A 22,968-nucleotide genomic window follows, 5' to 3' on the forward strand; every position below is an offset into this window, starting at 1 on the left:
CTTTATTAGATTATCTTAATTTTATAGTGGTCCAGAAATACCTTGCTTACGAATCATGAAGAAGTGAGCCCCTAGTAACCCTAATAGCGCCCCTGGTAAGAAGAATACATGAATCGCAAAGAAACGTGTTAATGTTTGCGCACCAATAATTTCTCCACCGGCTAAAAGAGTTTTAGCAAATGGTCCAATTAGCGGTACAGCTTCAGCAATTTGTAAACCTACAACTGTTGCGAAGTAAGCTTTCATATCCCATGGTAATAAGTAACCTGTGAAACCAAGGCCTAACATTACGAAGAAAATAAGTACACCTACAACCCAGTTTAATTCACGAGGCTTTTTATAAGATCCTGTAAAGAATACACGTAACGTATGTAAAAACATCATTACGATTACCAAACTAGCTCCCCAGTGGTGCATACCACGTACAATTACACCGAATGCTACTTCATTTTGTAAGTAGGCAACCGATTGGTAAGCATTAATAATATCTGGTACATAATACATTGTTAAAAACATTCCAGATAAAATCTGGATAACAGTAACAAAGAATGTTAACCCACCGAAACAATACACAAAAGCAGAAAAATGATGTGCAGGGTTAACATGCTCTGGAACTTCATGGTCAGCAATATCTCGCCACATAGGCGTAATATCCAGACGTTCGTCTACCCAATCATAGATTTTTTGTAACATTAATTACGCCCCTCCTATACTTGTGGATTTGCTCTTCCTAAATAAATTGTTCCATCCTGCACTTCAAGGTCAAACTTGAAAAGTGGTTGTGTTGGCGGTGTTCCTGGAACATTCGTCCCGTCCATTTCAAAGGCACCATAATGACATGGGCAGAAGAAACGGTTAGGATTATCTGCATTTACATCCCAGTCTACTGTACAGCCTAAATGTGTACAAACTGGTGATAACGCAATAACTTGGCCATCTTTTTCATAGATCCAAGCAGATCTGGTTACATCAGACGTGTACCAAGCATCAACTTGTTCAAATGTAAAGTCAAAACGTTGTGGCTCATTCGTAATATCACTTACTTGAGCAACAGGTACGAAATCTTGATCAGCACCAACCTTTAAAGCTGGGTCTAAAGCAAAACGAGCCATAGGCATTAACATACCGGCAGCCATGAAGCCACCAACACCTGTTAGTGTGTAGTTTAAAAATTGACGTCTTGAAACTTTGTGTTCTTTTTCGCTCACTATCTTTCCCCCCCTACGTTGTAAGTTAAGTCCATCCGGACTAAATTAACACATATTATACTAGGACATACCCATGATAGCCTAATTTAACTTCGACTGTCAATCTTTTGACGAAGCAATTAAGTCCGATTTTATATCGTTTTACCTATTTTGCCACTTGTTTGTCAAAATAGGTAGAAGCTGCTTGATTTGATCTGATATTGTTTGTACCTTATATTGCTGTTCCATGTGTTCTAAAGGGATTGTCGGAAGCCATAATAGCATGTCCTTTAAATCTGACTCTACTGCTTTCCATTCTGAATCCGATGTTAAATAGACAATATGAGATACGCCATTTTGTTCTAATTCATTACTCCATTTTAAAAGCCTCATTATTCTTTCTTCCTGAGATTCAGATTTCAAATATGTAAAGGAAGGGAATTGAATTACTCGACCTCGAAACTGCCTCTCTAACTCATCAGTTATTATTGAAATAAACTCCCCCATTGAAACAGTAGACTTAACATCTTTTTCCCATGAAATAGGTACTAATGGAATTAATGCAGTATCTACATATTCTTTCGCTTGCAAATACATATCAATCTCTTTTGCTTGCCACTTCATTAGCCACTCTCCTCGTTTCTTATATATTATCTAAATCCACTACTATTCTATATGAAAAAGGAAGGGGAATACAAATTGAATTATGAATTATGAGTTATGAGTTATGAATTGCTAATTGCTAATTGCTAATTGCTAATTGCTAATTGCTAATTGCTAATTGCTAATTGCTAATTGCTAATTGCTAATTGCTAATTGCTAATTGCTAATTGCTAATTGCTAATTGCTAATTGCTAATTGCTAATTGCGCGGCTGATAAATCAGCCGCGGCAATTAGCAAAAGCTGTTTCTAGCTTTGCTAGAACATCAAAAGCCTTTAATTTGCAATTTGCAATTCTACATTAATTAACCATTTACAATTAACCATTCACCTTTCACAAATAAAAAAGCCCCAGGTTCCCCGAGGCCACTGAAAAAGTCTCTATATTATAAAAAAAAGATATAGTACCTCAAAATTTGAGAGTGCTATATCTTTTTTACTGTATAATTAAATTATCAAATTCGAGTGGGTGGATACATTGATTCAACATCAACAAGTAAATTTAAGTCCTTATATGGCGATTTATGACATAGTCGTACCGAAAGATAATGTTTTGAGAAAAATAAATGACTTAGTCGATTTTTCTTTTGTATATGAAGAATTAGTAGATAAATATTGCCTTGATAATGGGCGTAATGCGATCCATCCTATTCGCATGTTCAAATACTTATTATTAAAATGTATCCACAACGTATCCGATGTTGATATTGTCGAACGCTCAAAATATGATATGTCATTCAAATATTTTTTAGATATGGCGCCAGAAGATCCAGTTATTGAGCCAAGTTCCTTAACGAAGTTTCGAAAACTGCGATTAAAGGATGTAAATTTATTAGACATGCTAATCAATAAAACGGTTGAGATCGCAATCGAAAAAGAAATTATAAAAAGCAAATCTATTATTGTAGATGCTACCCATACCCAGTCTCGTTACAATCAAAAATCAGCCAAAGAAGTGCTGGTTGATCGGTCTAAAAACCTAAGAAAGACGATTTATCAAGTAGATGAAACAATGAAAAGTAAATTTCCAACCAAGACAACATCAGATGTATTAGAAGATCAAATTGAATACTGTGAAAAGCTGATTAAAGTCATTGAAAAAGAAGAGGTTATTTGTGAATTCCCCAAAGTAAAAGAAAAATTAAACCTGCTTAAAGAAACTGTGGCTGATGATATTGAACATCTACAATTATCCAAAGATGAAGACGCAAAAACAGGACATAAAACAGTGGACTCCTCATTCTTTGGTTACAAAACACACATAGCCTTAAGCGAAGAAAGAATTATTACTGCGGCTGTTGTTACAACTGGAGAAAAGAATGACGGAAAGCAATTAGAAACCTTAATTGAAAAAAGTATGGAAGCTGGTATGGAAGTTGATACTGTGATTGGTGATGCCGCCTATTCAGAAAAAGGGAATATTGAATATACAAAAACAAACGAAATGAAGTTAATAGCTAAACTCAACCCTGTTGTCACACAAGGTAACCGAAAAAAAGAAGACGAATTTGAGTTTAATAAAGATGCTAGTATGTATGTTTGTAAGGCTGGACATATGGCTATTAGGAAAGCACGAACTGGAAAAAAAGGTGTAGCCACAAATCAAACACACACATATTACTTTAATGTAGAAAAATGTAAGGTATGTCCTATAAAAGAAGGATGTTATAAAGATGGAGCTAAAAGTAAGACTTATTCTGTGAGCATTAAATCGAATATACACAAAGAACAAATAGCCTTTCAAGAAAGCGATTATTTTAAAGAAAAATCAAAAGAAAGATATAAAATTGAAGCAAAAAACAGTGAATTAAAACACCGACACGGGTATGATGTAGCATCATCTTCGGGTCTTATTGGCATGGAACTACAAGGAGCTATGTCGATATTTACAGTTAATTTGAAAAGGATTTTGAAGTTAATAGGTTAACTAAATGAAAAATTTAGCTCTACATAAAATAAAAAAGAGACGAATACACCCATTTAATGGATATAATTTCGTCTCTTTTTTATTTCTCATTCTTTCGTCTCAAAAAACGGAAGTTTTTCAGTGGCCTCGGTTCCCCCGAGGCTACTCTTCATTTAACTGCTTTGTTAGTTTATAAAATTTGTCCATATCATTTTCGTCTAAGGCTTTATCTATTTCTTCCTTTAAACGTTGTTTTGTATAGTTTGTTGTGACCTTGTCCAAAAACATTTCCGCTACAAGACCATCTACCGTCGTCATTTCATGATGGTCTGGAATGAACGGATTATCTTCAAGTACCGCAATGTAATGGGGATTTGTTCTTGAACCTTGAAAATTCAACTGAATATAAATAGGTTCTTCATTGTTTAATCGAATATCATGAAAAGCTTTTTCTGCATCCATCGATACATGCTGTTGCTTATGAAAGCAAAAGGCTACATTATCTACATCAGTAGTAGAAATAAGTAATGCTCGTGGACAATATTCAGCTTTTTCAACAAAATGAACATTTTCCATGATTCCATCATCACTTACTAAATAATTCAACAGCCACGCGCATTCTCTACGCTTTAATTGATATGCATTCAAAAACCACCTAAGAAAATCTTTCTTTTCAATGACAGAAATAATGCTACTCATTACAATCCCTCCCACATCAAAAAATTTCTCATGTCTATAGGCTATACATTAGAAGAAGGTAAGGGATGTAGCCTAAATAACTCTCAGACTACATACAATCAAGCTGTTTAAAAACTTCTTTTCTTCAACAACCTCTATGTAAGTAATTCGTTGTTGTATACTATATTCCCTTTATTTAATTCCACTTTTTCAATAGAATAAACTTATAAAACAACTTTTTAGTAGTTCTGTTCTAATTCTGTTATAAACTCACTTATATGAATACGACCCTTATCTAGAGTAAGTGCTTTAGTAAGTTCTACTATTGCTCTGTCCCTCTCACCCATCTCTAACAAAAAGTGACCGTACTCTTCCAAAAAGTCTGGGTCGTGTTGGAATTGACTTTGTATTTCTTCATAAATGACAGAAGCTTTTTCATAATCATCCTCTTCTTTAAGAGCACTAGCTTCATACCAATCGAGTAAAGGATCCGTCTCACCAAAATCCTTAATATGAGAAACTAATTCTAACAAATCTTCGTATTTCTCCTCATGCTTCAAATAAGCTGCTAATGTTCTCACTGCCTCAAAATGAGAAGGGTTTATCGCGATTACTTTTCGTAAATAGTCTTCCCCTTTTTCAGGGTCTTTCATTTTAAACGATAATTTACCTGCATGAACATATAGCTCTTCATTATACTCATCGACCTTCAAACCGTCTTCTAATACAGTCATCGCTTTATCTAGGAAGTGCTCAGCCTCATAAGCTTTGGCTAAATAAGGGTAAAGGCTACTAAATTCATGGTCCATTTCCTTGACTATCTTAAATTGTTCAATCGCTAACGGGAACATTTCTAATTGATAGGCAGTATAAGCGTAACCAAATACAGCAGACATCTCTGTTCTTTCCTTAAGTCCCTTTTCATAATACCCCAATGCATCCTCAAATTGACCAGTTGCACTATACGCCTCTGCCAAACACAGGTTAATACTTACATGCTCAAATGTTTCTCCAGATTGAAGAACTTTTTTAAAGAATTGAATACTTTTGTTATAGTCTCCACGTTCTAAATAAAACTGTCCTAACCCGTAAGCTATAATGGGCTCTTCTGGTGCAAGCTTTGATGCAAATAAAAGCTTTTGTTCAGCTACTTCATCTAATCCTTGCATTTGATATAAATCAGCAAGTAATAACTGTCCTTGTAAAAATGCTGGGTCTTCCTCTTTAATTTCAAGAAGCATTTCAATCGCTTCATCTTCTTCCCCAAGGTCAATTAATAACTCAGCTGCAAATGCATATAAACTTCCCTCATCTGGATAGAGCATTAACAATTCATCAATTATATTTTTCGCCTTATCGATATGTCCTAATTCAAAATATGTTTCAGCAATTGTATATTTTGTATCGTGATTTGCATCTTGTTCAATGTTTTCTAACATTGCTAATCCTTTTTCTACTTCCCCAGCCTCAATTAATTCAAATACTTTGTTTACTTGCTGCATCAAAGTGCCTCCCCATCGTTAACATCTAAAATGAATGTATCACAACATGTATACCTGTTCAAATTAGAGGCATCTTAGTTGGTTAGTTGGATGACACTGTAATTAATTCCCTATAAAACAAGACTTCAAACAATCAGTATAAATTTTTAATAAAAAAGAGCATTTTTATACGCATCTTCAATCGTTACAAAATGTCCGGGCAATTGTATAACATATTCCTTACCAAAACCTGGCTTAGCATAAATTCTATTGCCAGCCTTTACAATCTTTCCACGAATCACAACCACTTCTGGGTTTTCTTCTTTACCATATTTAAACTCTTTTTTACTGTACAAATTATAGTCAACATCACTCCCAGTAATTAGCTCGCCTTTAATAGGGAAAAGGCCCATTCTTTTAATTAATCTTTTTGGGTAAGGAGTTAATTCATTCGGAAGGAGCTCAGATGTAGGAATGCGGTATGAACGGGACAAGCTATACCACTGCTCTCTTAATCGTCGTAGTTCCTTTGATTTTAATTGAAGGGAACTGTAATCAGGAATAATTAATATTTGATAGTTTAGCATTGCTTCTTTTAAACGAGGCCATTGAATCTCATTTAACTCATCAATGGATTCTAATTTTACAGTAATCATTGGAACCTTTTCTCGTTTGCATTTCCTAATGAAGGTGGGGGTCAGTGCTTTCGCTCGAGTGGAAACACATACGACAAAATCAATACTACTATTTATCATCTTATGTCTTGCCTTTCGTATACTTTCTTTCAATTGGCTTTCATAACGTACATGACTAAATGTTATAACTGTAGTGCACCCTTTAGAAATTAATAATTCCATGCGCTTCTTATATTCGTCCCATTTAGAAATTTCTAATATAGTTAAATCATGCATAATATGTCCAGGAGTTAAAATAAAACCTTCAGCGTTCACTCTTAAATACTTTAGTTTATCCATACTTTCATTTACATAAGAGACTGAGGAATCCTGAATAAAAAAACTTTTCTTTCTTACAAAATCTTCTTCCTGCTTCTCCACTCTATCCAAAATGTATTCCATGGCCTTTTTCCCTCCCTAGTATTTTCAACTTAGCTTCTATGGCAACCTAAAATCTCTTTATAGAGACAAGCTATGCTATAGGATAAGAGAAAATGACAAAAAAAAACGCCTAACCAGAAAACGAAAACGCTTTCATAATCAGGCTTAGCAAGATGCTAAAAGTGTATTAGTATGGATAGGAGTGGAGAGAAACCATACGCTTAATTTTTATTATAAACTTTTCCAACAAAAAGTCAACGATATATTCAGAAATTTTAGTTATGGATTAAATTTCAAAGTGACACGGCTAATTACTCAGCCGTGTCCGAAATTTATTTATCCAAGCTTTCCAGGTGTTCAAAAAATGACGGATAAGAAACTGCAATCGCTTCACTGCCTTCAATAGTGACTTCTCCATCTGTTAAACAACCAGCAACTGCTAATGTCATACCAATACGGTGATCGCCGTGACTGCTAGTTACCGCTCCAGTAAGAGACGATCCCCCTTCGATGATCATTCCATCATCAGTTGCTCTAATCGATGCACCTAATTTTTTTAATTCACTTACGACCGTATCGATTCTATTCGTTTCTTTCACCTTAAGCTCTTCCGCATCTTTTATAATCGTTTGACCTTCAGCCTGTGTTGCTAACAGGGCAATAACAGGAATTTCATCGATTAATCTTGGAATGATATCACCACTAATCTCTACCCCTTTTAAACTAGATGTTGAAATCTTTAGATCAGCCACCGGTTCACCATTCGCCGTTCTTTCATTTGTGATTGTTAATGATGCTCCCATTTTTTGCAGTACATCAATAATACCTGTTCTTGTTGGGTTAACTCCTACATTTTTTAATGTAATCTGACTATTAGGTACAATAGCACCTGCCACTAAGAAAAAGGCCGCTGATGATATATCACCTGGCACAATAACATGCTGTGCTGTTAATTCCTGTCCACCTTGAACAGAGACAGTCAACCCATCCCTCTCGACAGTAGCACCAAAGGCTTCTAGCATACGTTCAGTGTGATCCCTTGAAAGATGTGGTTCTGTTACTTTCGTTTCTCCAGTACTGTTCATACCTGCAAGTAGAATCGCTGACTTCACTTGCGCACTAGCTACTTTGGATTGAAAGTGAATTCCTTTTGTATTACCGCCACGTATGGAGAGAGGGGCTAAATCTCCTGAGTTTCTACCATCAATTTGCGCTCCCATTTCTCTAAGAGGAACAGTTACACGAGACATAGGTCTCTTACCAATTGACTCATCCCCAATGACAACTGAATGAAAAGGCTGTGTTGCTAAGATTCCAAGCATTAATCTTGTTGTGGTCCCTGAATTTCCAACATCTAAAATGTCACAAGGCTCCTGTAAGCCAAACCAGCCTTTTCCTTCAACTGTTACTCTGTCTTCTGTCTGCTCAATTGATACTCCAAGCTTTCTAAAACAAGCAATTGTACTTAAACAATCTTCTCCAGGTAAAAATCCTTCAACCGTAGTTGTTCCATTAGCAAGAGCACCAAACATGACCGCCCGATGAGAAATCGACTTGTCCCCAGGAACATTTAATTCCCCTATTAGCCCTTGTTTGGCTTTATTTACTGCTTTCGTTACCATCTTAGACTCACTCCATTATATATGTCTCATATAATTCTTTTTCTAAAATGTTCTTACCTTCATTCCTATCCTCTGATGAGCGGAAACTTAGGCGAAGAACCCCCATGATATCTTCTCTAGTTTCGATGATACGTATATTTGTAATACTTATATTTGCTTTTGCCAAAATACCCGTCACATCGGAAATAACACCAGGGTGATCAGGTACATCGACATACAAATCATAAAAGGCTGGAATAGCCCCTTTCTTATGTATAGGCAATCCATCACGAAATTGCTTAGCTTCTTCAAAGTATCGATGTATATTTTCGTCATCCGATTGCTCTATTAGCTTTTGAACATAGCTCATTTCTCCCTGCCATTTTTCTAATAGGGAAAGCAAGCTATCTTTGTTATGGAGAAGTATATCTCGCCACATTACAGGACTTCCCGATGCAATACGTGTAATATCACGGAATCCCCCCGCAGCTAACCTTGAAACAAGTGGGTCTTTCTCTTCTATTTTCGCAACTTGATGAACGAGGCTTGCAGCAATAATATGAGGAAAATGACTAACCGCACCTGCTAAATCATCATGCTGCTCCGGTGTCAATTCAATGAATTTTGCCTTTGTGCCCTTCAGCCAATTTTGCAGTTGGATGACTCTTCTGCTATCAGTCTCTTCGGTTGGCGTTAATATATAGAAGGCATTTTCAAATAAATGAGCTCTTGCAGCTTCTACACCACTTTTATGTGAACCAGCCATCGGATGTCCACCAATAAAGCAAATGTCTTTCTCTTCAAGGCATCTTGATTTTTCAAATATACGCTTTTTTGTACTACCTACATCAGTAATAATCGCTCCAGGCTTTAAGTCAAACGTCATTAATCGTTCTAACAACTGTTCTGTTTTTGTAACAGGTGTAGCTAAAATAATTAAATCAGCATCCATCACACCATCTTTAATCGAATCTGCAACTTCATCAACGACCTTAAGAGATAAAGCCATCTTCACTTGGTGTTCATCTATATCATAACCTGAGATGACAACATCATGCTCTCTCTTAATAGCTAAAGCGATTGAACCACCGATAAGTCCTAAACCAATAAAAAAAACCTTACGCTTTGACACTCCATATCCCCCTAACCACTCTGTTCTTGATAGGTTATCCAAAAAGTTCGGGAAGAAGCTGATTCGTTAAGAATCCCAGCCCCTCTCCCGTTGTCCTCCTTTTTGAACATATATGAAAATACTAAAAAGGAAAAGTGGTCCTTTTTGAGCTAACTCTTATTGAAGATTTATTATTGAGGGGAAACCGTAGCTTCTTCTAATAGACGAGTTAGTTCATTAATAATTCCATCGTTTTCTTCTTTACTACCTACTGTAATTCGTGCACATGTCGGGAAGCCTAATGCTTCTCCAGAACGAATAATGTACCCTCGGCTTAATAAATAATCAAACACCTCATTACCCGGACGTTCAAAATCAATTAAAATAAAGTTTGCTTGTGTAGGGTAGTATTTAAGATTATGCTTTTCACAGAAATCAACATACTGCTTAATTCCTTCTACATTTTTATCATAACAATCTTTAATAAACTCTTGATCATCTAATGCTGCCATCGCTGCAACATGCCCAAACGACGTTGTATTAAATGGCGGGCGTACTGGATCAAGCAACGAAATTGTAGACGCTTGTGCTACGCCAAACCCTACTCTTAATGCAGCTAATCCATATGCTTTTGAGAAAGTACGTAATACCATTAGATTCTCGTACTTTTCAATAAGAGGAATTGTCACTGGAAAATCCTCTGCAGTTACATATTCATAGTAAGCCTCATCAGACACAACTAATACGTGTTTAGGAACTTGCTCTAAGAATTCTAGGAACTCCGTTTCGTTTACATACGTACCAGATGGGTTATTTGGATTACAAACCCAAACAATACGAGTATTTTCATCAATTGCTTCTAACATAGCAGCTAAATCATGTACCCCATCTTTTGAAGGGATTTCGCGAATTTCTGCACCTTCTATTACTGCATTTAATTTATATTGGGAAAATGTTGGATATGCTGTAACTGTATTCAGTCCTGGTCGTAAAAACGTACGACATAAGAATTGAATAATTTCATCTGAACCATTTCCAAACACTAATTGTTCTTTTTTTACACCGACAAATTCTGCCACTTTATCACGTAATTCACCTGCATAGCCATCAGGATATAGTGCAGTATTTGATACAGTATCACTAATTGCCTTTTGTGCTAATGTAGATGATCCGAACGGGTTTTCATTTGACGCTAGCTTCACTACTCGTTCAAGACCGAATTCACGTTTAACTTCTTCAATTGGTTTTCCTGGCTTATAAGATGGTAAGCCAATTAGTTGTTCTTTTGCTTTCATAAACTTTAGCACCTCACATATAGGATGTATGTGTCCAAAAAAGAAAGACAATTGTAAAGGGCAGCTTAGGATGTATTCACGTATACTCTAGTAAATTACTAGTCTTAAAAATACAAAACCATTAAACTTAGCTTTATTGCCAGAATTTTTTGAACTTCTTATTTAAGTATTCTACCATTATATGCTATGTTACGAAGAAATCAAAGACTCAATATATCTTTTTATTTTTAATAATCCTTCTTTTCTGTTTTTTTCATTTATTAACAATTCTTTATTCTGTTCAACAAGCCGAATAATCGCGCTTCCAACTATGATTCCATCACAATACGGAGCTAATGCTTCCACTTGTTCTCGTTTACTTATTCCAAAACCAACTGCAATCGGAGCAGTTGAATGTTTACGAACTGTCGATAAAAAGTCATACACTTTATCATCAAAATGATCCCTTACACCTGTTACTCCTAATGAAGAAACACAGTATAGGAACCCCTCGGCTTGCGATGCAATCATTTCAATACGAGCATTAGATGTGGGAGCAACGAGGGATATATATGATATTTGGTTATCGTGACACATCTGACGTAGGCTTTCACTTTCTTCATGTGGTAAGTCAGGAACGAGCAGACCGTCCACTCCATACTTTGCTGCTTCCGCAATAAACCGTTCTTCTCCAAATTGAAGGAGAGGATTATAATAAGTAAAAACTACGACAGGTATTGTTAACCCTCGTTCTCTCATTTTTGGTACAAGACCCATCGCATTTTCTAGAGTTGTACCATTTGCTAGAGCTCGTTTTGCCGACTCTTGAATGACTGGTCCATCTGCTAAAGGATCAGAATATGGGATTCCTAATTCAATTACGTTTGCCCCTGCTTCCTCAAGTATGAGAGCTAACTCAATCGTCACATCAGGATGAGGATCTCCAGCCATTATAAATGGTATAAATAAATTTCGCTGGTCTTTCACACATGCTTCAAAACGTGGATTACTCACTTTGATCACCTCTGAAATGCTTCATTAATGTATGAACGTCTTTGTCACCACGACCTGATAGACAGATTAGAATGGATTCACTAGGATTTAGTTTAGGGGCTCTTTTAAATGCTTCTGCTAATGCATGAGCTGATTCAATAGCTGGGATAATCCCTTCTTTTTCAGATAATAGTTTCAGAGCGTCTAATGCTTCTTTATCTGTTATTGACTCATATTTAACCCTACCAGTGCTTGCTAGGTGAGCATGCTCTGGTCCTATTCCAGGATAATCTAACCCTGCTGAAATTGAGTATGGTTCTATAATCTGTCCAACTTCATCTTGAATTAAATACGTCAGAGAACCATGAATAACTCCTTTGCTCCCCTTCGTAATCGTAGCAGCATGTTCAGTTGTATTTACTCCCTTTCCAGCTGCTTCAACTCCAACAAGTGAAACAGGGTCTTTTAAAAATGGGTAAAACATGCCAATCGCATTACTTCCTCCACCTACACAAGCAATTATCTCAGTAGGCAGTACTCCTTCAAGCTCGATAAATTGTTTTCTTGCTTCATCACCAATAATGCGTTGAAATTCACGAACCATTTTCGGATAAGGATGTGGCCCTACTACAGAACCAATTAAATAGAAGGTATCATCTGCGTGAGACACCCAATAACGAATTGCCTCATTTGTTGCATCCTTTAACGTTTGGCTTCCTGATGTAGCTGGAATGACTTCTGCACCTAACAACTCCATCCGAAACACATTTAATGCCTGTCGTTCCATATCTTCTGCACCCATAAAGACTTTACATTCAAGACCAAAACGAGCAGCAATTGTCGCTGTGGCAACACCGTGCTGACCCGCACCTGTTTCAGCAACAATTTTTTTCTTACCCATACGTTTAGCAAGAAGCGCTTGCCCCATTGCATTATTTAATTTATGTGCACCTGTGTGAAGAAGATCTTCCCTCTTTAAATAAATTTTTGCACCATTGAAATGATTGGTCATGTTTTCAGCAAATGTTAAAGCCGTTGGACGACCGGCATATTTAACTAAATGATCGAGGTATTCGCTTTGAAATTCCTCATCATGTAGAACTTTTTCTAGCTCCTCTTCTAATTCAGTTAACACGTTCATTAATGTTTCAGGAACGTATTTTCCACCAAACTCTCCAAATCTCCCATATTTATCTGGATAAATTATGCTCATGTTCAGTAATCCTCTTTTCTATCTCTGTCATTTTCACACTACTTTTTGAACCGTCTTCTTCAATTCCACTAGAAATATCAATTCCATCAGGCTGATACGCTACAAGCTCGTGAACATTCTCACCATTAATGCCACCTGCAATAAATACAGGTCTATTTAAATGGATTCCTTCATCGATATATGAAGGTATATGACTCCAATCAAAGACTTGACCAGTTCCACCCCATTGATCTTTTACTTTACTATCAATAACATAGGCAGAAACAAATGGTGCATATTGTTCCATCGTTTGCACAGCCTCTTCATCATGATGAATCACTTTCCATATTGGGAGATTTAATTTCTCTTTTAATTCTCTTACTACTGAAACTGTTTCATTACCGTGACATTGAATAATATCTAAAGGTATTTTTGAGATAACATTCTCAATTTCTGAAAAAGTTGCATTAACAAATAGCCCTACAAGCTTCTGCTCTGGTCGTAGCTTTACTTCCGCTAGCCAAGTAAACAGTTCTAGCGGAGTTACTCTTCTCTTACTCTCAGCAAAGACAACACCAATGTAATCAGCATTACTTTTTACAACATGTTGTAGGTCCGCTAACGAATGGTTCCCACAATACTTAAGAAGTGGTCGCAATTGGCTCCCCTCCAAACAAATGAACAATCCCTTCTTCTGGGGAAGACGCTCTCATCAACGATTCACCGACTAATACTGCATTTCCCTTCGCTTGAATGACTCGATCAATGTCCCTTCTTTCATGAATTCCACTCTCGCTTACAAAGAGACTCCCCTCAGGAATGTATCGACTCATTTTTTCAGTTTGTGCTAAATCTGTTTGGAACGTTTTTAAATTACGATTATTTACTCCAATAATTTTCGGTGTAAAGACAGCTAATGTCTCTTCTAGTTCTTTTTCTGAATGGACCTCGACTAAGCATTCCAGTCCTTTCTCATAGGCCATTTCGTATAAATATGATAATCTTTCAGCTTCAAAGATTCCTGCAATTAATAGGATCGCATCTGCACCAATACGAACACTTTCTTCTATTTGAATTTCACTAATAATAAAATCTTTTCGCAAAACAGGAAGTTCTACCTCCTGTTTTACCACCGTTACATAGTCTCTATGCCCTTGAAAATACTGCTCATCTGTTAGAACAGAAATCGCATCCGCTCCACCTAGTTCATAGCTTTTGGCTATTTGAATTGGATGAAAATCCTCTTTAATGATTCCTTTAGAAGGAGATGCTTTTTTTACTTCAGCAATTAACCCTAGCTCTCTATTAGGGTTAGCTAAATGGTCATAAAAGGAAAAGTGAGGTACATCAATCGACTCAGGTAGTTCTATTTTTTCTATTTCAGTTAATTTCGTATCAATTATTTTATTAAGCATGATTTATCTCCTGCCTTTCTACTTGCAACCTTTGAAACTGCTCAAACACTTTTCCAGATGTTAGTGCCTCTTTCGCAAGCTGTACCCCTTCTTTTAATGTTTCGACTTCGTCAGATACATATAAGCCTGCTGCTGTATTTAAAAGAACTATATTAGTTGCTGTTTCGTTTCCTTCTCCATGAATAATCGACTCTATCATTCTTGCACTTTCTTCCGTTGATTGTACCTGGATATCTGATAGTGGGCCTCGTTTCAAACCAACCTCTTCAGGAGTGATTGTATACCTTTCAATTATTCCATTTCTTAGCTCAACTACGTTTGTATGAGTCGAAATGGAACATTCATCAAGACCTTCTCCACCAGTCACAAGCATCGCCCTCTTCGTTCCTAGTCTTTGGAGAGTACTTGCCATTTTTTCTGCATAATTTGTATCAAAAACACCGATTAACTGCCTATCTGCATTGGCGGGGTTTGTCATTGGTCCTAATAGGTTAAATATCGTTCTGAAGCCAATTTCTTTTCTTGGTGTCACTGCATGCTTCATTGCATGATGGTATAAGGGAGCGAATAGAAAGCACATTCCATTACTCTTTAAGGCAGAAGCTGCTTCTTCTGGACTTCCCTGAATAGACACACCGAGGTTTTCTAATACATCTGCACTCCCACTTTTTGATGAAACTGCACGATTTCCATGTTTGGCTACCTTCACTCCCATAGAAGATAAAACAATCGCCGTCACTGTAGAAATATTAAACGTTTTTGCTTTATCTCCCCCAGTACCACACGTATCAATAAGCTGCCCCTCTTGATGTGGAATTGTCGTCACATGACTTTTCATTGAACGTGCAAACCCTGTCATTTCATCTACTGTTTCGCCACGGAACCTAAGAATCGATAGTAAGCTAGAAATTTGACTTGGTGAAGCCTTCCCCGTCATAATCTCATCCATAATTGTCTTTGCTTCTACTTCTGTTAACGTAGCCCCATCAATACATTTCGCTAAAATCTCTTTAAACATGAGAAGTCACCTCCTCTTTTTCTCCAAACATTGCCTCCGCCACTTGAATTGCTTTAATAAGTGCTTTTGCTTTATTTCTTGTTTCTTCATATTCATTTTCAGCAACAGAGTCAGCTACTACCCCCGCCCCCGCTTGAACGTATGCTTTTTTATTTTTTATAACCATCGTTCTAATAGCTATACAGGAATCAATATTGCCGTCATAGCCTAAATATCCAATAGCTCCTGCATAAATGCCTCGCTTAGTAGGCTCAATCTCTTGTAAAATTTCCATTGCGCGAATTTTAGGTGCTCCTGATACTGTTCCTGCCGGAAAAGAAGCCCCTAACACATTGATAGGATGAACATCATTCGCAATTTCGCCAGTAACTTTTGAAATAATATGCATAACGTGTGAAAATTTACCAATTTCGAGTAATACAGGTGTTTTCACAGACCCATATTTAGCTACTCTTCCAACATCATTTCTTGCAAGGTCAACAAGCATAAAATGTTCAGCCCGCTCTTTCTCATCTGCTAGTAGTTCTTTAGCTAATTGTTGATCTTCTTCTTTCGAATTGCCTCTTGGTCTTGTGCCAGCAATAGGATGAATTTCAATATGACCATCCTGCACTTGTACAAGACGTTCGGGAGAACTACCTACTATTTCTAAGTTATTTATTTTTAAATAAAACAAATAAGGTGATGGATTAATCATTCGTAATACTCTGTATATTTCAAGTGCATTTACAGTAATATCAACCTCAAACCTTTGGGATAATACGGCTTGAAATATATCGCCAGACTTTATATACTCTTTAATTTTCCCTACATCAGAAAGGAACTTTGAACGTTCATAATTGGATTTCACTCGTGAAAAGTCCACTTCAGCAGAGGTTGTTGGTGGAGCAAATAGCTTATGCTCTTCCCCTCTCGTTGTGATTTTCGCCACAATGTTGTTAATCTTTTTCGTTGCCGCTTGATATATTTCTTCATGATGTGATGTGCTTTCTCCACTAATGCGTGGTTGAGTCACAACATACATTTCTTTATTGATGTGGTCATAAGAGATGATTGTTTCACAGAATACGAAATGAATATACCCTTCATCAGCTACCTCGTCAGTCGCTAAAACAGGCTCAATTTTTTCAACAGTATCATATGACATATAACCAACAGCTCCACCTTTAAATGGAATAGGAACATCAATTGGTTTTACATTTACATAAGCTAATGCTTGATCAAACGTATCTTGAAAATGCTCGCCTTCATAAATTCTTTGTTTGTCCTTTGTTTCAAGAACATACCCTTCTCCATGTTCATATAAGTAAAGAAAAGGATCTAAACCTATAAAAGAGTATCTTGACCATGGAGACTGTTCATCCTTACTTTCAAGTAAGAACGTAGCCTCATTTTCTAGCTGTTGAAAAATTTGAATGGGTGTTAACGTATCTGCAAAAAAATGACTCACGACAGGAACCGTTTGATAGGATTTGGCATCCTCACAAAAAGTCGATAATGAAGTTTTAAACATTTAATCTCACTCCCTATAAAAAATAGTGGAATGAATTAAAAGAAGAGGAAGGTTAGTAGTACATATCTATAACATTATTATTAATTAAAAAACCCTAAGACAAAATAAGGCCTTAGGGTAGTAAAATTCTATATCTCTACCTCAGCTAAAGCTCTCCTCAACTAATCCATTCTCAGCTCAACTCTAATTTTCAATTGCTTTCAACTAGTATATTTCACTATTGAAATGCCCTCTCTAACTATACGCTCTATAAACTCACTAAACTCTGCTCTCAAATTACTAACTCGTAAATTATGTTTATAATAACGTTAATCTTGCTCTTTTGTCAATTGTAAATCTGGTCTTAGTTTCACCGCGTCTTCTAAATAAATATGCTGCACCTCTTGTTGAGTACGCTCAGTCTCTACAGTCATTAGGATTCGAACACATTTCTCAAGACTCCCTGGAACGGGAATTTCTAATGAGCATATGACAGGAACATACGTCCACTCTTTAAAGCGACGTAATGATTTAGCAGGAAATGTAGAATCAAGATCATGTGTAACAGTGATTAATACATGCGCAACATCTTCTGCCTTAATATCATTAGCTTCTATCATTTTATGTACGAGAATCTCAGTTGCATCTAGTATTGTCTCTTCTTCATTTACTTTTACAGTCGTTGCTCCACGAATACCTCTAACCAACTTACTGTACCTCCCCAACTTCTTCTTTTAATAAAGCTAACAGGTCCTCTTCACTGACAGCTTTAATCTCTACTACCCCTATTTGTTTAAGTAACACCATACGGATAACTCCATTGTGTACCTTTTTATCTTTTTTCATTGTTTCTAGTAATTGCCCTGCAGTTAGTCCCTCTGGAATTGTTACACGGAATAGATAAGTTTTGAACCATTCTTCAATCTCTTGAATGTTCAAATTCGTTTGAAATACTCTTTCACTTAACTTCAAGGCAAATATCATACCAATGGCTACAGCTTCCCCGTGAGTAATTTTTCCATACCCTAATTCAGTTTCAATAGCATGTGCAAGAGTATGACCAAAATTTAAATAGGCTCTAATACCAGTTTCCTTTTCATCTTCAGCAACAACTTCAGCTTTTACAGAAATTGATTTCTTTAAAAGCTGTTCTGCCTTTTCACCTTTAATAACAGAGAAGTTCTCAATATTGTCTTGAAGCCATTGATAGAGTTCTTTATCCCAAATGAATCCATGCTTTAATACTTCAGCAAACCCCGAACGCCATTCATGCTCTGGCATGCTTTGTAATGTTTCAATATCATAAATGACTGCCTCAGGCTGGTGAAAGGCACCGATCATATTTTTTCCTAATGGATGATTAATCGCAACCTTTCCTCCAACACTACTGTCATGAGCTAACAAAGTAGTTGGCACTTGTACGAAAGGAATTCCTCTCATATAAGTCGAAGCAACAAAGCCTGCTAGATCTCCAACAACGCCTCCACCTAATGCAATGACCAATGAATGACGGTCTAACCCCTTTTCTAAACTATATGTCATAATGTCATAGTAGTTTTGAAAAGACTTTGATGCCTCACCACTCGGAATGATAAAATCAACAACGTCAGAATAGTTTGTTAACCCTGACTTAACCTCTTCTAAATATAATTCAGCAACAGTTGAGTCTGTAATAATCAAAATAGATGAAATCGAGCTATGAACATATTTCTCAAGCTGTTCCCCTAGGCGAAAACGTAATCCTTCGCCAATGACAACAGAATAGGTTTTAGAAGAGGCAGAAACCTCAACATGCTCCATTAGAATGACCTCACTTTTTCATTGTGACGTTCAATATTCTCTCCAATTTCATCAATTTGGTCACTACCGAACTTCTCTAGTAGTGCTGAAGCTACTTCCCATGCTACAACTGCTTCAGCTACAACTGCAGCTGCAGGTACTGCACAGCTATCTGAACGTTCGATACTAGCGGCAAATGTTTCTTTTGTATCGATATCTACACTTTGAAGTGGTTTATATAATGTTGGTATTGGCTTCATTACACCACGAACAACAATCGGCATCCCATTTGTCATTCCGCCTTCTAGGCCACCTAAGTTATTCGTACGTCGGCTATAACCTTTTTCTTCATCAAAAATAATTTCATCATGAACTTCACTACCAGGTCTACTAGCAGCCTCAAAACCGATCCCGATTTCTACCCCTTTAAATGCATTAATGCTCATAACAGCACCAGCTAGTTTACCATCAAGCTTTCGATCATAATGAACATGACTGCCTAAACCTACAGGCACCCCTTCAATGACAACCTCCACAACTCCACCGATGGAATCTCCTTCTTTTTTCGCTGTATCAATTGCTTCCATCATTTTTGTAGAAGCTTCATTATCTAAGCATCGGACAGCAGACGCTTCTGAACGTTCTTGTAAATCTTTCACAGAATTATACTCTGTGTTTTCCGCCTTAATTCCACCAATTTCAAGAACATGACTAGCAACTTCAATACCAAAAGTTTTCAAAATCTTTTTAGCAACAGCACCAGCAGCAACACGAACTGTCGTTTCCCTAGCAGAAGAACGTTCAAGTACGTTCCTCATATCACGGTGACCGTATTTAATAGCTCCATTTAAATCTGCATGTCCAGGACGTGGTCTAGTAAGTTTTCTCTTTACGTCTTTCTCTTCTTCCTCAGTGATTGGGTCTGCTCCCATAATCTTTGTCCAGTTTGTCCAATCTTTATTTTCAACAACTAATGCAATAGGAGCACCTGTTGTTTTACCATGTCTCACACCACTTAAAATTTGAACCTGGTCCTTTTCAATTTGCATACGGCGACCACGACCATGTCCACCTTGACGTCTAGCTAAATCTGTATCGATATCCTCCCTTGTTAATTCTAACTGGGCAGGAATCCCTTCTAATATTGTTGTAAGTTGTGGTCCATGCGACTCACCTGCAGTTAAGTATCTCATCCAACTCTCCTCCTCTTTCTCCCTCACTAAGCTTGTTAACATCTCTTTTTTAATCACAAGTATTCTTTAGCGCTTTTATGTACTAAATCATAACATATATTTTTGTGTTTGTCTTTTTAATTGTAAGAAAAATTAGTTTTTAAATAAAAAACGACAAATTATGTTATAACTGGTATATATATCTCTGTAATATATATAATTGTACCCTATGAAAGAACATTCATAGGGTACATGGACTTGTCATTGTAAATTAATTTATACTTTTCGATAGAAAAAAGTATCTTCAGTATCAAAAGAATAGGTCATCGGATTAAATATTTGTTCCGTACTTCCTACGAACAAGACGCCACCTGGCCTCAAAGCCTGGCTAAACTTATGATATAATTCATGCTTTGCTTCCTCAGTAAAATAAATCATTACATTTCTACAGACAATTAAATCATAGTTTTGGTCAAATCGATCACTCAGTAGATTTTGTTGCTTAAAGGATACTGTGCGTTTAATTTCATCGTTTATACGGTGTCCTAAGCTTTCCTTTGTGAAATATTTTGAAAGCATTTCTCTTGGTACATCCTTTAACGAACGATCCGTATACAGACCAGACTTCGCTCTCTCTAGTATTCCCTTATCTAAGTCAGTAGCTAAAACAGACACTTTGTTTAACGGCATGAATTTTCCTAGAATCATTGCAAGTGTATATGGCTCTTCCCCTGTCGAACAAGCAGCGCTCCACACTTTTAATCGATTATTCTCTTTATATAATCGCGGTAGAACTTTATTCTCTAATACTTCCCAACGCTTCGGATTACGATAAAACTCCGATACATTAATTGTCATACGGTCAAGAAACTCTTCAAAGAGGTCGTCTTCCTTTGTCATCGCTTGAAAGAAGCTAGAAAAGTCACTATAGCCTCTTTTTTCTCTAAGTGATTCTAATCTTCTTTTCATTTGCGCTTCTTTATATAATGCTAAATTAATCCCTGTCTTACGCTTTATATTTTCGATAAACTTAGTATAATCTTGCTCCATTACTTGTTGGCTCCTCTATCAGTAACTGTGTACTCTATTATAAATTTATTATCTTTTTATCATATTTTTTCCGTTACGACTATACTATTCGTAAAAATTCATTATAAACTACATAGACTTCAAGCTAGTAAGTCTATTTTAGCATTAATCTGAAAAATCGTCTCAAAAAAAAGAAAAAAAGAAGGATTTTGAAAATAAATTTCAAAATCCTTCTTCGTATTTAGGAGATATGTGTTTCTCTTTCTCTCCATAAAAGATATTACTAAATTATAACTCTTAAACCCACTTGCTAATTGTTTTTTCGTATGTGTTAAGCTCAACTTCGTTAAAGAAAATACCGATTTCTCTTTCAGCACTTTCTGGAGAATCAGAACCATGAATTACGTTCATAGCAACTTGTACACCGAAGTCACCACGGATAGTTCCAGGTGCAGCATCAGCTGGGTTTGTAGCTCCCATCATTGTACGAGCTGTAGAAATTACATTTTCACCTTCCCAAACCATAGCAAATACTGGTCCAGATGTAATAAAATCAACTAACTCTCCGAAGAAAGGACGCTCTTTGTGCTCAGCATAGTGAGTTTCAGCAGTTTCCTTAGGAACTGTCATTAATTTAGCAGCAACTAGGTTAAAGCCTTTCTTCTCGAAACGAGAAACTACTTCACCTATTAAATTACGTTGTACTCCATCTGGCTTAATCATTAAATATGTTTTTTCCATTTTAAAAAACCTCTCTCTCATAAACTTTACTGTTATGTAAATTGTGCCAAAGTGATTATACCAAAGATAATTACGATTCGCAATAATTGACGAAAAAAGCGGTTTCATCAGCGGAATTTAGTTGAGTAATTTACAACTTAAGTTCCAACTTGCTTAGGTTATAATCAAAAGCTTTCGATCAAAATTTTGATTATAACCTAAAACTTACGACAACCAATATATTTCGCAATTTCAATTAAGTAGCTTTTTGCATCAATATCGGGTAAATCTTCAATTGCTCTATACGCCTTATTTAAATAACTATCACTTATTTCTAATGAGTACTCTATTCCGCCTGACTCTTTGATTGCTTCAATTACATGGTTCATATCGACAGCCTCGATAAATGGGTCTTCAAGTGTTTCAATAATCATTTTCTTTACTTTAGGCTGATGATGGATTGCGTACAGGGCTGGCAATGTCACATTCCCTTGAAGTAAATCACTTCCTGCAGGCTTTCCTAACTCTGCCTCTGTCCCGATAAAATCAAGAACATCATCTGTTATTTGGAAAGACATACCTACATTATAACCAAATGAATAGAGTTTAGACTGTACATCTGTAGTTGTCCTAGAAGCAATTGCTCCTAGTTGACAGCTTATCGCAATTAACAAAGCTGTCTTTCGTTTTATTCTTCTTAAATAACCACGAAAATGCTGGTTCCAATCATACTGATCTCTAATTTGTTCTACCTCACCGATACACATTTCAACCATTGCTTTCGATAAGAAACGATGTATATCAGGGTTTTCAAAGGACACTGTTTTCTCGATTGCTCTAGCAAAAAGATAATCACCTGTATACATTGCAACACGATTATCATATTTTGACTTAATCGTCCTTTTTCCACGTCTTAATTCAGCGTCATCAATAACATCATCATGTACAAGGGATGCCATATGAATTAATTCTAATGGAACTGCGATATTTTTAAGAGAATGTATATTATAATTTCCAAATTTTCCCGCTAACAAAACAAAGACAGGGCGTATACGTTTACCCCCTGCTTTAAGAAGATGCGTTGAAGCTTCACGAAGCACTTTATGCTCTGCCTGCAGTGTATGTTCTAATTCCTGTTCAATTATCTCTATATCTTCTTTCAATTTTAAATAAATATCAGCTAAATTCATCTCTTCCACCCTAG

Annotated in this window: 22 protein-coding genes; 1 reads left to right on the top strand and 21 read right to left on the bottom strand. The window is 36.4% G+C overall.

Going from position 1 to position 22,968, the window contains the following annotated elements; genetic code table 11:
- Window positions 1–21: 21 nt before the first annotated feature.
- From qcrB to CD003_RS09695, 3 genes are all read right to left on the bottom strand, one after another.
- Entirely contained in the window at window positions 22–693 is a 672-nt protein-coding gene (qcrB, locus tag CD003_RS09685; protein WP_096200920.1) for a menaquinol-cytochrome c reductase cytochrome b subunit, read from the bottom strand.
- Window positions 694–707: 14 nt separating this feature from the next.
- Window positions 708–1,208 carry a ubiquinol-cytochrome c reductase iron-sulfur subunit gene (locus tag CD003_RS09690; RefSeq protein ID WP_096200921.1) on the bottom strand — a complete coding sequence of 167 codons (501 nt, stop codon included), beginning with the start codon at window positions 1,206–1,208 and terminating at the stop codon, window positions 708–710.
- Between the two features lie 141 nt (window positions 1,209–1,349).
- A complete protein-coding gene (locus tag CD003_RS09695; protein ID WP_096200922.1) occupies window positions 1,350–1,811 on the bottom strand; it encodes a YpiF family protein in 462 nt (153 codons plus the stop codon).
- Window positions 1,812–2,326: 515 nt separating this feature from the next.
- Here CD003_RS09695 and CD003_RS09700 point away from each other — a divergent pair.
- Complete coding sequence (locus tag CD003_RS09700; RefSeq protein ID WP_142302866.1) at window positions 2,327–3,775, top strand: IS1182 family transposase; 1,449 nt, start codon at window positions 2,327–2,329, stop codon at window positions 3,773–3,775.
- 141 nt (window positions 3,776–3,916) lie between these two features.
- Here the strand turns inward: CD003_RS09700 and CD003_RS09705 are convergent, their stop codons facing one another.
- The 18 genes from CD003_RS09705 to hepT form a co-directional block, all read right to left on the bottom strand.
- Entirely contained in the window at window positions 3,917–4,453 is a 537-nt protein-coding gene (locus CD003_RS09705; RefSeq protein ID WP_096200923.1) for a ReoY family proteolytic degradation factor, read from the bottom strand.
- A 218-nt stretch (window positions 4,454–4,671) separates the two neighbouring features.
- Complete coding sequence (locus tag CD003_RS09710) at window positions 4,672–5,934, bottom strand: tetratricopeptide repeat protein (RefSeq protein WP_096200924.1); 1,263 nt, start codon at window positions 5,932–5,934, stop codon at window positions 4,672–4,674.
- Window positions 5,935–6,080: 146 nt separating this feature from the next.
- Entirely contained in the window at window positions 6,081–6,989 is a 909-nt protein-coding gene (locus CD003_RS09715; protein WP_096200925.1) for a hypothetical protein, read from the bottom strand.
- 311 nt (window positions 6,990–7,300) lie between these two features.
- Entirely contained in the window at window positions 7,301–8,590 is a 1,290-nt protein-coding gene (gene aroA / locus CD003_RS09720) for a 3-phosphoshikimate 1-carboxyvinyltransferase (RefSeq protein WP_096200926.1), read from the bottom strand.
- Window positions 8,591–8,597: 7 nt separating this feature from the next.
- Window positions 8,598–9,701 carry a prephenate dehydrogenase gene (locus CD003_RS09725; RefSeq protein ID WP_096200927.1) on the bottom strand — a complete coding sequence of 368 codons (1,104 nt, stop codon included), beginning with the start codon at window positions 9,699–9,701 and terminating at the stop codon, window positions 8,598–8,600.
- Window positions 9,702–9,871: 170 nt separating this feature from the next.
- The gene (gene hisC, locus CD003_RS09730) at window positions 9,872–10,975 is read right to left on the bottom strand and encodes a histidinol-phosphate transaminase (protein ID WP_096200928.1); all 1,104 of its coding nucleotides are present in this window, start codon (window positions 10,973–10,975) and stop codon (window positions 9,872–9,874) included.
- 189 nt (window positions 10,976–11,164) lie between these two features.
- A complete protein-coding gene (gene trpA / locus CD003_RS09735; protein ID WP_257008291.1) occupies window positions 11,165–11,968 on the bottom strand; it encodes a tryptophan synthase subunit alpha in 804 nt (267 codons plus the stop codon).
- The gene (gene trpB / locus CD003_RS09740; RefSeq protein WP_179295505.1) at window positions 11,961–13,160 is read right to left on the bottom strand and encodes a tryptophan synthase subunit beta; all 1,200 of its coding nucleotides are present in this window, start codon (window positions 13,158–13,160) and stop codon (window positions 11,961–11,963) included. Before trpB ends, trpA begins: the two co-directional genes overlap by 8 nt.
- Window positions 13,138–13,797, bottom strand: coding sequence for a phosphoribosylanthranilate isomerase (locus CD003_RS09745; RefSeq protein WP_096200929.1), 660 nt, complete (start codon window positions 13,795–13,797; stop codon window positions 13,138–13,140). Before CD003_RS09745 ends, trpB begins: the two co-directional genes overlap by 23 nt.
- Window positions 13,781–14,554 carry an indole-3-glycerol phosphate synthase TrpC gene (gene trpC / locus CD003_RS09750; RefSeq protein ID WP_096200930.1) on the bottom strand — a complete coding sequence of 258 codons (774 nt, stop codon included), beginning with the start codon at window positions 14,552–14,554 and terminating at the stop codon, window positions 13,781–13,783. Before trpC ends, CD003_RS09745 begins: the two co-directional genes overlap by 17 nt.
- Window positions 14,547–15,572 (bottom strand): anthranilate phosphoribosyltransferase, encoded by a 1,026-nt coding sequence (gene trpD, locus CD003_RS09755; protein ID WP_096200931.1) that lies wholly within the window; start codon window positions 15,570–15,572, stop codon window positions 14,547–14,549. Before trpD ends, trpC begins: the two co-directional genes overlap by 8 nt.
- Window positions 15,565–17,085: an anthranilate synthase component I gene (gene trpE, locus CD003_RS09760; protein ID WP_096200932.1), complete on the bottom strand. Its 1,521-nt coding sequence runs from the start codon at window positions 17,083–17,085 to the stop codon at window positions 15,565–15,567. Before trpE ends, trpD begins: the two co-directional genes overlap by 8 nt.
- Before the next feature lie 308 nt (window positions 17,086–17,393).
- On the bottom strand, window positions 17,394–17,771 hold the full coding sequence (gene aroH, locus CD003_RS09765; protein ID WP_096200933.1) for a chorismate mutase: 378 nt from the start codon (window positions 17,769–17,771) through the stop codon (window positions 17,394–17,396).
- Window position 17,772: 1 nt separating this feature from the next.
- Window positions 17,773–18,864, bottom strand: a complete 1,092-nt coding sequence (aroB, locus tag CD003_RS09770; protein ID WP_096200934.1) for a 3-dehydroquinate synthase — start codon at window positions 18,862–18,864, stop codon at window positions 17,773–17,775.
- Complete coding sequence (aroC, locus tag CD003_RS09775) at window positions 18,864–20,036, bottom strand: chorismate synthase (RefSeq protein ID WP_096200935.1); 1,173 nt, start codon at window positions 20,034–20,036, stop codon at window positions 18,864–18,866. Before aroC ends, aroB begins: the two co-directional genes overlap by 1 nt.
- 255 nt (window positions 20,037–20,291) lie before the next feature.
- Window positions 20,292–21,065 carry a CheR family methyltransferase gene (locus CD003_RS09780; protein ID WP_096200936.1) on the bottom strand — a complete coding sequence of 258 codons (774 nt, stop codon included), beginning with the start codon at window positions 21,063–21,065 and terminating at the stop codon, window positions 20,292–20,294.
- 276 nt (window positions 21,066–21,341) lie between these two features.
- Complete coding sequence (gene ndk, locus CD003_RS09785; protein WP_096200937.1) at window positions 21,342–21,785, bottom strand: nucleoside-diphosphate kinase; 444 nt, start codon at window positions 21,783–21,785, stop codon at window positions 21,342–21,344.
- Window positions 21,786–21,982: 197 nt separating this feature from the next.
- A complete protein-coding gene (gene hepT, locus CD003_RS09790) occupies window positions 21,983–22,954 on the bottom strand; it encodes a heptaprenyl diphosphate synthase component II (RefSeq protein ID WP_096200938.1) in 972 nt (323 codons plus the stop codon).
- Window positions 22,955–22,968: the final 14 nt, after the last annotated feature.

The sequence above is a fragment of the Bacillus sp. FJAT-45350 genome (assembly GCF_002335805.1).
Taxonomy (GTDB): domain Bacteria; phylum Bacillota; class Bacilli; order Bacillales; family NISU01; genus FJAT-45350.